12 protein-coding genes are annotated in these 12,510 nt (G+C 69.5%); 1 reads left to right on the top strand and 11 read right to left on the bottom strand.

Going from position 1 to position 12,510, the window contains the following annotated elements:
• Positions 1-428: 428 nt before the first annotated feature.
• The 5 genes from fmt to AC5W7N_RS11620 form a co-directional block, all read right to left on the bottom strand.
• Positions 429-1,352, bottom strand: a complete 924-nt coding sequence (fmt, locus tag AC5W7N_RS11640; protein WP_195007052.1) for a methionyl-tRNA formyltransferase — start codon at positions 1,350-1,352, stop codon at positions 429-431.
• The gene (def, locus tag AC5W7N_RS11635; protein ID WP_495923691.1) at positions 1,352-1,894 is read right to left on the bottom strand and encodes a peptide deformylase; all 543 of its coding nucleotides are present in this window, start codon (positions 1,892-1,894) and stop codon (positions 1,352-1,354) included. The genes fmt and def overlap by 1 nt, the downstream gene beginning before the upstream one ends.
• 156 nt (positions 1,895-2,050) lie before the next feature.
• Entirely contained in the window at positions 2,051-3,076 is a 1,026-nt protein-coding gene (locus tag AC5W7N_RS11630) for an esterase/lipase family protein (RefSeq protein WP_163816027.1), read from the bottom strand.
• A 62-nt stretch (positions 3,077-3,138) separates the two neighbouring features.
• Positions 3,139-3,798 (bottom strand): PadR family transcriptional regulator, encoded by a 660-nt coding sequence (locus AC5W7N_RS11625; RefSeq protein ID WP_195019616.1) that lies wholly within the window; start codon positions 3,796-3,798, stop codon positions 3,139-3,141.
• Between the two features lie 142 nt (positions 3,799-3,940).
• Positions 3,941-4,519, bottom strand: a complete 579-nt coding sequence (locus tag AC5W7N_RS11620; RefSeq protein WP_495923688.1) for a TetR/AcrR family transcriptional regulator — start codon at positions 4,517-4,519, stop codon at positions 3,941-3,943.
• Positions 4,520-4,597: 78 nt separating this feature from the next.
• Here AC5W7N_RS11620 and AC5W7N_RS11615 point away from each other — a divergent pair, with 78 nt between their 5' ends.
• Complete coding sequence (locus AC5W7N_RS11615; protein ID WP_490724137.1) at positions 4,598-5,443, top strand: NAD(P)H-binding protein; 846 nt, start codon at positions 4,598-4,600, stop codon at positions 5,441-5,443.
• A gap of 107 nt (positions 5,444-5,550) precedes the next feature.
• On the opposite strand, the gene AC5W7N_RS11610 is transcribed toward AC5W7N_RS11615, so the two are convergent.
• The 6 genes from AC5W7N_RS11610 to mihF all read right to left on the bottom strand — a co-directional run bounded on the left by AC5W7N_RS11610 (position 5,551) and on the right by mihF (position 12,317).
• Complete coding sequence (locus AC5W7N_RS11610) at positions 5,551-8,154, bottom strand: primosomal protein N' (protein ID WP_495924093.1); 2,604 nt, start codon at positions 8,152-8,154, stop codon at positions 5,551-5,553.
• Between the two features lie 73 nt (positions 8,155-8,227).
• Positions 8,228-9,439, bottom strand: coding sequence for a methionine adenosyltransferase (gene metK, locus AC5W7N_RS11605; RefSeq protein ID WP_163816034.1), 1,212 nt, complete (start codon positions 9,437-9,439; stop codon positions 8,228-8,230).
• A 326-nt stretch (positions 9,440-9,765) separates the two neighbouring features.
• Positions 9,766-10,989, bottom strand: coding sequence for a bifunctional phosphopantothenoylcysteine decarboxylase/phosphopantothenate--cysteine ligase CoaBC (coaBC, locus tag AC5W7N_RS11600; protein WP_036537816.1), 1,224 nt, complete (start codon positions 10,987-10,989; stop codon positions 9,766-9,768).
• Between the two features lie 84 nt (positions 10,990-11,073).
• Positions 11,074-11,355, bottom strand: coding sequence for a DNA-directed RNA polymerase subunit omega (gene rpoZ, locus AC5W7N_RS11595; RefSeq protein WP_036537817.1), 282 nt, complete (start codon positions 11,353-11,355; stop codon positions 11,074-11,076).
• A gap of 47 nt (positions 11,356-11,402) precedes the next feature.
• Positions 11,403-11,975, bottom strand: a complete 573-nt coding sequence (gmk, locus tag AC5W7N_RS11590) for a guanylate kinase (RefSeq protein WP_051016591.1) — start codon at positions 11,973-11,975, stop codon at positions 11,403-11,405.
• A 21-nt stretch (positions 11,976-11,996) separates the two neighbouring features.
• Entirely contained in the window at positions 11,997-12,317 is a 321-nt protein-coding gene (gene mihF, locus AC5W7N_RS11585) for an integration host factor, actinobacterial type (RefSeq protein ID WP_163816037.1), read from the bottom strand.
• Between the last annotated feature and the right edge of the window lie 193 nt (positions 12,318-12,510).

Raw genomic sequence — 12,510 nt, 5'->3', positions numbered from 1 at the left:
CTCCCCGGCCTGCGCCGCACCGCCGCGACCCGAGACTCCAGAGCCACGGGGACCACCCGTACGCTCGCTCGATTGCGATCCGCCGCCACCCGGACCCCGCGCACCGCGGCGATCATCGAAACGCTCGCCCGCGCGCGATCCGCCGCGACCGCCGGAATCACGACGGTCGCCTCGGCGCTCACCCGACGGCTTGCCGCTTCCACCACTCGACCCACGACGATCGCCGAAGGTCCCGCCGGCGCTCGCCGGACCGCGACCGCGACCGGACGAATCCCGGCTCCCTCGACCGGCTTCCCCACCGCGGCGCTCGCCCGACGTCCGGGCGGGATCCGAAGGTCGTTCGTCCCGGCCGCCACGACCGCCGACCGGCTTGTCACGGTGACGCTCGCCGCCGCCCGTTCGGCTGCGACGGTCGCGATCGTTGTCGTTCATTCGACCACCGCGCCCGGCTCGAGGCGGGCGCCGCGGGCCCAGTCCAGGGCCGCCATCATGCGTTTGCCTTGCGGCTGCACCTGATTCAGGCGGACAGCGGTCGTCGCGGTGCCGACGTAGACACCGGTCTTGCGGACCTCGATGTGCCGCTCCGGCAGCTGATCCTCGACCAATTCGACCGGGCCCAGCTTGAGCCGGTTGCCCGCGACGACGGTCCAGGCGCCGGGGGCCGGGGTGACGGCGCGGATGCGGCGGCTGATGGCGAGGGCGGGCTGATCCCAGCGCACCCGCGCCGCCTCCACCGAGAGTTTCGGGGCATAGGACACTCCGTCGGTGGGCTGCGGAACCGCTTGCAGGGTCCCGTCTTCCACGCCGTCGAGGGTCTTCTCCAAGAGGACGGCGCCGCTGTCGGCCAGCCGGTCGAGCAGCTCGCCCGCGGTGTCGGTGACGGAGATGCGTTCGGTCACCACGCCGAAGACCGGGCCGGTGTCGAGTCCGGTCTCGATCTGGAAGGTGGAGGCGCCGGTGAATTCGTCGCCGGCGTCGATGGCCGCCTGTACCGGGGCGGCACCCCGCCAGGCGGGCAGCAGCGAGAAGTGCAGGTTGATCCAGCCGTAGCGCGGAATGTCGAGTACCTGCCGCGGCAGCAGCGCGCCATAGGCCACCACCGGGCAGCAGTCGGGCGCCAATTCGGTGAGCTGGGCGACGAATTCGGGGTCGGCGGGGCGGGCCGGGGTGAGCACCGGGATGCCGTGCTCGTCGGCCAATGTGCCGACCGGCGACCGGGTGACCTTGCGGCCACGTCCGGCGACGGCATCGGGCCGGGTGATCACCGCGACCACCTCATGGCGATCGGAGTCGATGAACCGCCGCAGCGACGGCACCGCGGGTTCGGGTGTGCCCGCGAACACGATCCGCATCAGCGACTCCGCTCGGCGACCGACCGGCTGGGACGCACGGTGATTCCGGCGGCGAACCAGTCCGATTCCCGGATCGAACGCATCGCGTCCTTGCGGTCGGCGGGCTCGAGCCGGTCGATGAACAGCACACCGTCCAGATGATCGGTTTCGTGCTGCACGCAGCGCGCGAGCAGGCCCTCGGCGTCGAACTCGACGGGCGCGCCGGTCATGTCCACGCCGGTGGCCCGTACGCGCAGCGCCCGGCGGGTGTCGTAGCGCAGGCCGGGGATCGACAGGCAGCCTTCCGGCCCGACCTGCTCGTCGTCGCCGAGCACCGTCCAGCTGGGATTGACCAGGTGACCGGCGGCGTCGCCGGTGTCGTAGACGAACACCCGCAACCCGACCCCGACCTGCGGGGCGGCCATGCCGACGCCGCCGTCGTCGTGCATGGTCTCGGTGAGGTCGGTGACCAGCTGCCGCAGCTCACGATCGAATTCGGTGACCTCCGTCGCGCGGGCTCGCAGGATGGGGTCGCCGAACAGGCGAACGGGCTGAATGGTCACGGCGGCTCCCGGGAGTACGGAGGAAAGTCGGTCGCCCCATTCTAGAGAGCACGCCGGGCGGCCCGGAGATCCCGGATGCCGCGACCGATTGCTGGTACAAATCCGGTGCGGTCCGGGCGGGGTGTCGAGCCCTCCGTCCGGCCGTCTCCGCTCGACTCAGATATTGCCCCCGATGACGACCTGCGGGATGCCGGTGCCCAGCTGCACCGGCTCGCACACCGGGGTGGGCGCTGTGGCCGGATCGAGAGCTTCCAGCAACAGTTGCATCACGAACGGGTCGTACACCATGTGGAAGTGACCGGTCATGTTGGCCGGGCAGCGATCCTGGATCACCACGTTCTCCGCGCCGGGACCGTGCAGCGCGATGTTCTCGAACGGCTGGATCATCTCATCGACGCGGCTGCCGATGGTCACGTAGTGCACGCCGGGCACGGTGTCGCCGCCGGCGTTCAGTTCAAGCATGATCGGTGAACCCTGCGCCTGCTGCACCGCCGCCAGCGACGTGACCTGCGCGAACGCCTCCAGCACTCCGGGGATGGCCTGGGCGATCGGCACCAGCCCGTACATCACCCCGCCGTAGCTGGGCGAGGCGAGCCCGACCCAGCGGCCGACGTTCTCGGCTCCGCCGAGCTTGTTGATGTAGTAGCGGGTGACATTGGCGCCCTGCGAAAAACCGACCAGATCGACCTTGTCGGCACCGGTCGCCGCGAGCACCTCGTCGACGAAACCACCGATCTGATGGGCGCTCAGCCGCAGATCTTCGGTGCCGAAGCTGACCGCACCCGGTTTGCCGCCGTAGTTGAGCGCGAACACGCAGTACCCCTCGGCAGCCAGCCGCGGTGCGATGGCCGACCAGTCGGAATAGGCGCTGGCATCGGTGCCGTGGGCCAGGATGACCGGGCGTGGATGGGCGGCCGTCGGCGTACAGCCGAAATCGTTGGTGCCCTCCGGTACGGCGTCCGGATGCGATTTCATGTACAGCGCGGCGGCCAGATGATCCGGTTGCGGCGGCGCGGACGCTGTCGGTACCAGCGGCGGTCGATATCCGGGCGGCTGGGCCCCTGCCGACCCGGACAGCGCCGTCGCCGAACCGATGAGGACGGCGGCCACCGCGAGGCCGGCGAGCGCGACGCGACCTCGTTGTGACGTTCCCCGACCCCACAAACCCCGTGTTTGTTCCATATCACAATGATCTACCCGATCCGCCCGAAAAGCGCGCCCTGGACGGGGTATTCACCACCCCGTTATTTTTCGGGGGTCTCGTCGTCGGCCAGGATGCGGTAGAGCGAACGGCGGGCCTCGGTGAGCACATCGGCCGCCTTCGCCGCCTGTTCCGGTGTACCGGCCGCGGCCACCTGGGCGACCGCGCCCATGAGCTGACCGACCAGTGCGCGTAGGTCGATCGCCTGTGCTCCGACATCCTGTGTGACGTCGGCCCACGGATCGCCGAGATCCTCACGATGCTCCTCGACGTAGGCGGTGCCGGATTCGGTGAGTTTCGCGGTCTTGCGACCGGCGACCTTCTCGATGAGCACCAGGCCCTCGTCTTCCAGCTGCGCCAGCGCGGGGTAGATGGATCCGGGGCTCGGTCGCCACAGATCGTCGCTGCGTTCGCGAATCTGCTGGATGAGTTCGTACCCGTGCATGGGGCGTTCGGTCAGCAGCAGCAGGATGGCCGCGCGGACGTCACCGCGCCTGCCGCGCCCGCCGCGACCACGTCCGCGGCCGAAACCCGGGCCGAAGCCCGGCCCGAACCCGGGCCCGAAGCCGGGGCCGAATTCCGGACCCCAGCCGTGCCGACCGCCGCGACGGAACTGTCCGCGCCGCGGGCCGCACTCGTCGAACCCGGGTCGTTGCCTGCCGCCGTGGCGACCATGTCCTCGATGCGTTTCTGCGTTTTCCATGTCGAGCCTCCTCAGACTCCGATGTTGTTGAACAATATCAACGATATATCGGCAATCTATCCACGACAACCCCTTGGTCTGCGATCCACCGCACACCGTCGGCCTGCCACCCCCGGATGACAGGCCGACGCTCGGAGAGCGATCAGGTAGCCAGCGAGTCGATCCAGCGCGCCAGTCGATCCCCCTCCGCCTCCATCAGGCGTGGGTCACGAAACGTGTTGGTGAGCAACGAAATACCCTGATAGGCGGCGATGAGCGCGACACCGAGTTCGGCCGCGTCCGCCCGCCCCATCTGCTCGAACTGCCGCTGCGCCCAGTCCACCAGCACACGCATGGTGTCGGCCACCTCCGCATCCAGCACCTCGGGCCGCTTGTCCATCTCCGAGGCGAGCGTGCCGAACGGGCAGCCGAACTGCGCCGCCTGTTCGCGCAGGTCGACCCAGCCGGCGATCAGAGCGCGCAGCCGCTCTTGCGGGGTATCGAGACGATCGAGATCCTCGAGCAGATCCCCGAGCCTGCGCCGATGCGCATCGATCGCCGCCTCGATCAGCTGATCCTTGGTCTTGAAGTAGTAGTAGACGTTGCCGACGGGCACCTCGGCCGTCTTCGCGATATCGGCGATGGTGGTCTTTTCCACGCCACGTTCGTAGAAGACCCGAACGGCGGCGTCCACCAGACGCTCCCGCTTCCCCGCCTTCACCGCGGTCTGTGAGTCAGTCATGCAACTAACTGTAGACAACTCCGTCACGCGTCCGCTATGGTTCTTGCAGTAAGTCAGCCAACTAACTAAGGATGAACGATGATCGTGGTCACCGGAGCAACCGGAAATGTCGGCACCGCCCTGGTGGGCGCCCTGGCAGCAGCAGGCGCGGACGTGACGGCCGTCTCGCGCACCGTCGCAGCCGACGCCGTCCCGCACGGCGTGCGCACCCAGCAGGCGGATGTGACGGATCCGGAGAGCTTGCGGCCGGTTCTCGACGGCGCCGAGGCACTGTTCCTGCACGACACCGGCATGAGTGCGCATCTGATGCGGCCGGCCGACATTCTCGATGTCGCCAAGGCCGGCGGCGTGCGCCGAGTAGTGCTGCTGTCATCGCAGGGCGTGGCCACCCGGCCGGATTCGGTCTCGCACGGCGCGATCGCGCGTACCTTCGACGAAGCCGTCCGCCAGTCGGCGCTGGAGTGGACCATCCTGCGGCCGGGGGCCTTCGCCTCCAACGCCTTCGCGTGGGCCCCTTCGGTACGGGAAACACGCACGGTTGCCGCGCCATTCGGCGATGTCGGCCTGCCCGTCGTCGACCCGCGCGATATCGCCGAGGTCGCGGCAGCGGCACTACTGAGCGGCGCGCACAGCGGCCGGGTCTACACGCTCACCGGGCCCGAGCGCAGCACCCCGCGCCAGCGGACAGCAGCGCTGGCCGATGCTCTCGGTGAGCCGGTCCGATTCATCGAGCAGACCCGGGCGCAGGCGCGCGACGCGATGCTGGCGTTCATGCCCGAGCCGGTGGTCGAGACCACCCTCGACATCATCGGCGCACCCACCGGCGCTGAGCTGCTGATCAGCCCCGATATCGAGACGGTGCTCGGCAGGCCCGCGCGTACCTTCGCCGAGTGGGCGTCGGCACATATCGAGGTGTTCCGCTGAGATGAGAAGTCGCCGGTGTGCGCGGTCGGCGGCCGGCACGCATGCACGCAGCACGGACCGTCACATCGCGTACTCGGGGCGACCGCGGCGCACCGACCCCCGGATGGTCAGCCGATGTCGATGGGATCGATCTGCACCCGCAGCGGAGCGTCGGAGCGCTGGGCGCTGCGGACGGCCTGGGCGGCGGACAGGGCTCGGGACAGTGCGGCGGCGTCGTGGCGGGGCGTGCGCAGCAGGACACGTTCGACCTCGGCGGGTGAATCGCCGGTGAAGGGCTTCCGCGCGAACGGCGGCAGCGGTACCGGCCCGAGCAGATCGGCCGAGTCCGGAAGCGTTGCGGCCGCGAGGAGTTCGGTGATGGCCTCGGCGGTACCGTCGATGGCGGCCATGCGAACCGCGGGCGGAAAACCGACCTCCGCGCGGCTGTCGACCTCGGCTCGGGCGTGGCCGATCGGATCCCAGCGGATGAGGGCCTGGACCGTGGGAATGGACGGTTCTGCCATCACCAGCACCTGACCGTGCGCGCGGACCAGGGCGGCGGCGGTCATCCAGCGGCGCAGGGCGTCCTCGGCGGCGCGCAGATCGGCCCGGCCCAGTAGCGCCCACCCGTCGAGCAGCAGGGCGACGCCGTAACCACCGGGCAGGACAGGTTCGGCGCCGACGGTCGCGACCACCACCTGGGGCCCGGGTTCCACGGTGTCGAGCACAGCGCCGCCGCCGGAACCGCGGATCGGCACACCGGGAAAGGCTCGCCCGAGTTCCTCCGCGGTCCGCGTCGCTCCGATCACCACCGCCCGCAAGGCCCGCGAACCACAAGCGGCGCAACGGAAACCGGCCTCGGTGCGCCCACACCAGCGGCAGGCGGGACTGTGTGCGATATCTGCGGATTCCGGACCGGCCTGCCGGGGCCGGTCCGGCAGCGCGAGCGGACCGTTACAGTGCCGGCAACGCGCGGGCGTGCGACATTTCCCGCAGGCCAGGGCGGGCACGTAGCCGCGCCGAGGCACCTGCACGAGCACCCCGGCACCCTCCTTCAGCGCCGAACGTGCCGCGGCGAAGGCCGCGCCCGGTATCCGTACCGCGCGCGCGACGGGATCGCGTTCCAAGGCCAGGTCGGTGTCGCCCGGCGCACTGATCCGCGGCGTAGCCGAGCGCAGTGTCGCGCGATCGGCGACGAGATCGTGCGCCCAGCCGGAATCCACCACCGCCTGGATCTCGGCCGTACGCGCGAATCCGCCCGCGACAAAGGCCGCACCCGTCTCGTACGCGCGCAACATGGCCACCTCCCGCGCGTGAGGGTAGGGGGCGCGTGGTTCGGCGTAGGTGTCGTCGCCGTCGTCCCAGATGGCGATCAGTCCCAGCTCCCGGGCGGGGGCGAACACCGCGGCGCGGGTACCGACCACCACGGTGGCGCTCCCGCGCAGCACCGCCAGCCAGCGCCGGTAGCGCGCCGCCGGCCCGAGCCCCGCCGACAGTCCGACCGCCCGCTCCCCCACCAACCGCTGACATTCGGCCAGTACCCGGTCCAGATCACGCTGATCGGGCACCATCAGCACCGCACTTCGCCCGCCGGCGACCACCACCGCCGCGAGCTCGGCCAAACGCGCCGCCCACTGTTCTCCCGGCAACGCCTGCCACGCCGCCCGCACACCCCGGCCCTGCGCCAGGGCCTCGAGGAAGCTCGCACCGTGCAGGTATCGATTCCATGGCGCGAGATCGACACCGACGCGGTCCACTAGTTCGGCAGGGTTCATCGCCTCCGGTGCGTGTGGCTCGGCCGGTGCGCCACCCGGACTTTGCGCTGTATCGAGGACATTCGGCTCGTTCGAAGCGCGCGGCCGTGCGGGTCCATGAGATACACCGAGATCATTCGGCTCGACCGAAACAGGGGGCAGGCCAGGTCCGTTCGACCGGCCCATATCCGGACTCGGCGCGGCTGTCGTCGGAATCGCCTCGTTCTCCGGGCTTTTCGGGCTACGGGCTGCACTAGGGCTCGAGTGCTGCCCTGCACCCGCGCGATCAGTCCCTGCACGGCCGCCGTCGCCATCTTCCTCGCCGCTGGCTGCACCGACTGGGCCCCCCGTGGGTTTCGGCGCGGCCGACGAGGATGAATCGCCCGTGCTCACAACGCTATTCGGGATGCCCCCGGGCTTCGCGGATTCGGGGTTGTCCTGTGTTCGTTGCGCAGCGGTGCCCTCGGTTGCTGTTGTCGCCGACCGGATATCCTCATCCGCCCGTGCGGCCATAGTGTCGTGTGGCGCCCCGGCCGGCGCATCGACTTCTTCCGCAGCGCTTTTCGTGGTTGCCTTGGCGGTCTTGGGCTTCGCGGGTCCGCCGTTCTCGGTGCGGGCGTGCCGAGGCGGAATCGCCAGGCGCAGCACGTCGGCGCGGCTGCCGGCGTACCGGGCGGCCACCGAGTTGACCAGGCGCAGAATCTCAGGAGTGAGGACGCGTTCGGCGGAAACCACGCGATCCAGCGGCACCAGCTTGCCCGTATGGTCGGTGCTGGCGAGCCGGTCGAGCAGATAGCCGTCGACCAGGCGCCCGGCGAACCGGATCCGCACCCGAACGCCCGGCTGCGCGATCTCGTCGAATTCGGGCGGGACGAGATAGTCGAAATCGCGATCCAAATGCGCCGGAGTGAGCAGCGGGAGCACCCGCGCGATCGGCAGCGCGAGGGCCGGAGCCTGCCGTGCGGACGCCCCCGACACAGCCGACACCCCCGGCGACGGTTCGTCGCCGGGGGTGTGGTCGGCCGCGAGTTCGTCCACCCGGGCGCGGAAACTACAGGCCGGCGGCGGCGCGCAGCTTGTCGGCGCGGTCGGTGTGCTCCCAGGGCAGGTCGACGTCGGTGCGGCCGAAGTGACCGTAGGCGGCGGTCGGCGCGTAGATCGGGCGCAGCAGGTCCAGATCGCGGATGATGGCGCCCGGACGCAGGTCGAACACCTCGGTGATGGCGCCGGCGATACGCGCGGGATCGACCTTCTCGGTGCCGAAGGTCTCCACGAACAACCCGACCGGGGCGGCCTTGCCGATGGCGTAGGCGACCTGCACCTCCACCCGGTCCGACAGGCCGGCGGCGACGACGTTCTTGGCGACCCAGCGCATCGCGTAGGCAGCCGACCGGTCGACCTTCGACGGATCCTTACCGGAGAACGCGCCACCACCGTGGCGGGCCATGCCGCCGTAGGTGTCGACAATGATCTTGCGGCCGGTCAGACCGGCATCGCCCATCGGGCCGCCGAGCACGAACTTGCCGGTGGGGTTCACCAGCAGCCGCACATCGGCGACATCCAGGCTGGGCAGCGACAGATCGGCCAGCACCGCGTCCACGACTTTCTCGCGGATATCGGGGGCGAGCAGGTTGTCCAGGTCGATATCGGCGGCGTGCTGGGTCGAGATGACGACGGTGTCCAGCCGGACCGGACGATCACCGTCGTATTCGATGGTGACCTGTGTCTTGCCGTCGGGCCGCAGGTAGGGCAGCACGCCGGACTTGCGGACCTCGGTGAGCTTGCGCGAGAGCCGGTGCGCCAGCGCGATCGGCAGCGGCATCAGCTCGGGGGTGTCGGTGGTGGCGTAGCCGAACATCAGGCCCTGATCGCCCGCGCCCTGCTGCTCGATCTCGTCGTCGGAGCCGCCGACGCGCGCCTCGTGCGAGGTGTCGACGCCCTGCGCGATATCCGGCGACTGCGCGCCGATCGCGATGTTCACACCGCAGGAGTTGCCGTCGAAACCCTTTGCCGAGGAGTCGTATCCGATCTCGAGCACCTTCTCCCGGACGATGCGCGGGATATCCGCGTACGCCTCGGTGGTGACCTCACCGGCCACATGCACCTGGCCGGTGGTGACCAGGGTTTCCACCGCTACTCGGCTGCGCGGATCCTCCGCGAGCAACGCGTCGAGGATGGAATCGCTGATGGCATCACAGATCTTGTCCGGATGACCCTCCGTCACGGACTCACTGGTGAATAGCCGACTGCCGGTCGTGCGCACAGTTGTTCCCTCTCCCTCAACGGGTTGCTCTTCTCGGTTTGCGACCCTAGCGCCGCGTTGCCGCTGGTGCGATGCCTACGGTCGGCGACATCGCTCGCGGCGGCAACGGTGTCACGCCGGGCGCGAACCCTGATCCCAGACTATTCCAAACCACCGACGCGCCGGCCCGCCGTCCCGGACCGCGGTCCCGGCTCGCGATGGCACCGTTCGATTTCCCGTTCCCATTAGACGCTGCCGCCCGGCTCCCGCGCATACAGTTGGCACGATTACCTCGCTCCCGCAAGGCATCTCGCAGCAACGCATGGTCGACGGCCCGGCATGGTCGCTCAGCTCAGCAGCGGCCCGAGCGCATCGAGCACCCGGCTGGCCAGCAGCGCCTTGGACCCGTGGTCGAGTGCCTGTTCGGTGCCGTCGGCACCGAGCAGCCAACCGTCGTTGGTGTCGACCTCGAACGCCTTGCCCTCACCGACCGCGTTCACGACCAGCAGATCGCACCCCTTGCGGGCCAGTTTGGCGCGCGCATGGGTGAGCACGTCACCGTGCTCGTCACCGGTTTCGGCGGCGAATCCGACGATCGCGGTGCCCGGCAGCTGGCCGTCGGCGCGGGCCTGGACCAGTCCGGCGAGGATGTCGTCGTTCTTGGTCAAGGCGATGGTGTCGGGTTCGCCGGCACCCTTCTTGATCTTGGCCGCGGCCACATTGGTGGGCCGGAAATCGGCCACCGCCGCCGCCATGATCACCGCGTCCGCACCGGCCGCGTGCTTGTCGACCGCGGTCTTGAGCTGCTCGGCGGTGGTGATGTGCACCAGCTCCACGGCCGCCGGGGCCGCCATCTCGATGGTGTTGCCCGCGATGAGCGTCACGTGCGCGCCACGCTGGGCCGCGACCCGAGCCAGGGCGTAGCCCTGCTTACCGGAGCTGCGGTTGCCGAGGAAACGCACCGGGTCCAGCGGTTCCCTGGTGCCGCCTGCGGTCACCACCACCCGGCGGCCTTCGAGATCACGCGGAATGGCGTCGGCACGCTCGAGCAGCAGCGAGGCCAGGCCGAAGATCTCCTCGGGTTCGGGCAGGCGCCCCGGGCCGGTGTCGGTGCCGGTGAGCCGGCCCGAGGCCGGTTCCATGACATTGGCGCCGTGGGCACGCAGGGTGGCGACATTGGCGACCGTGGCGGGATGCTCCCACATCTCGGTGTGCATCGCGGGCGCGAACAGGATGGGACATCGCGCGGTGAGCAGGGTGGCGGTGAGCAGGTCATCGGCGCGGCCGGTGGCGGCGCGCGCCATCAGATCGGCGGTCGCGGGCGCGATGACGACGAGATCGGCTTCCTGCCCGAGCCGCACATGCGGCACTTCGGGCACGTCGGAGAACACCCCGGTGTTGACGGGGTTGCCGGTCAGTGCCTCGAAAGTGGCCTTGCCGACGAACTGCAAGGCCGACTCGGTGGGAATGACCCGGACCTCGTGCCCGGTTTCGGTGAAGCGGCGCACCAGCGCGCACGCCTTGTAGGCGGCGATGCCCCCGCCGACCCCGACAACGACCCGTGTGGTCATTGCGCCTCCTGTGTTGTGCGGGACACCAGCGCCCGATGTGCCCGGCGAGCCACGGTGCCGTGCACCGGCCTCACCGGGACGTGGTCACTCGCCTTCGGTGTGCTCGAGCAGGTCGGCGTGGATCTCACGCATGGCCACCGACAGCGGCTTCTCCTGCGCGATGGGCTCGACCAGCGGGCCGACGTACTCGAGGATGCCGTCGCCGAGCTGGTTGTAGTAATCGTTGATCTGACGTGCCCGCTTGGCGGCGTAGATGACCAGGGCGTACTTGGACGAGGTGCGCTCGAGCAGCTCGTCGATCGGCGGGTTGGTGAGACCGATCGGAGTGTCGTAGGCGGGCGCGGAGATGGTGTCCGTACTGCTCACTAGGGGGGCTCCTGCGGGTTGTTGACCGATATTGTCGCGGACGGGTGTCACGAACTCGAATTTGTGCTAACGAACAACGATACCAACTGCTCGCAGGCGCTGGTCACCTCGTCGTTCACGATCACGATGTCGAACTCGTCACAGGCGGCCAGTTCGGTGCGCGCGGTCTCCAGCCTGCGCTCGATGACCTCCGGCGATTCGGTGCCGCGCGAACGCAGCCGCGAGACCAGCTCGTCCCAGCTCGGCGGGGCCAGGAACACCAGCAGCGCCTCCGGCATCGCCTTACGGACCGAGCGGGCACCTTCCAGATCGACCTCGACCAGCACGGGCAGGCCTTCGGCCAGCGCCGCGCGGACCGGGGCGGCCGGGGTGCCCGAGCGTTGCAGTCCGCCGTGGATATCGGCCCATTCGAGCAGATCACCGGCTTCGATCATCGCGTCGAACTCCGCGCGGCTGACGAACCGGTAGTCACGGCCGTCGACCTCCCCGGGCCGTGGGGCCCGGGTTGTGGCCGACACGCTGAACACCAGGTGCGGTAGGCGTTCGCGAACGCAGCGCACCACGGTGGACTTGCCCACGGCCGAGGGGCCGACCAGAACGACCAGCCGACCCTTCGTCATGTGTTCGACCACCGGCGGTTGTCAGGCGCCGAGGTCGAACTTGGCCAGCAGGGCCTTGCGCTGCCGATCGCCCAGGCCGCGCAGACGGCGGGTGGGAGCGATCTCCAGCTCGGTCATGATCTCGGCCGCCTTGACCTTGCCGACCTTCGGCAGGGCCTCGAGCAACGCCGACACCTTCATCTTGCCGATGATCTCATTGGTCTCGGCATCGTCGAGGACGCTCTTCAGGTCGGTGCCGCCACGCTTCAAGCGATCCTTGAGCTCCGCCCGAGTGCGGCGAGCGGCCGCCGCCTTCTCCAAAGCAGCGGCGCGCTGCTCGTCAGTCAGCTGGGGAAGGGCCACGGTTCCTCCGTCTCATCGTTCATTGCATCAACTACTGCCCAATTACCCGGCAGTGACAGCGACCGTACCCACGACTCCTGCCGATTGCGAACCCACCCCCCAGGTCAGCGCATGATTCGACGATGCCGTAGGGGACGCCGGACGCAATGCCAACCCCGGCCCGCCCGCCCTCCCGAACACCGGTTCGAATCCA

This window comes from Nocardia sp. CDC519 (assembly GCF_059509835.1).
This window is presented reverse-complemented; position numbering and strand designations above follow the sequence as displayed.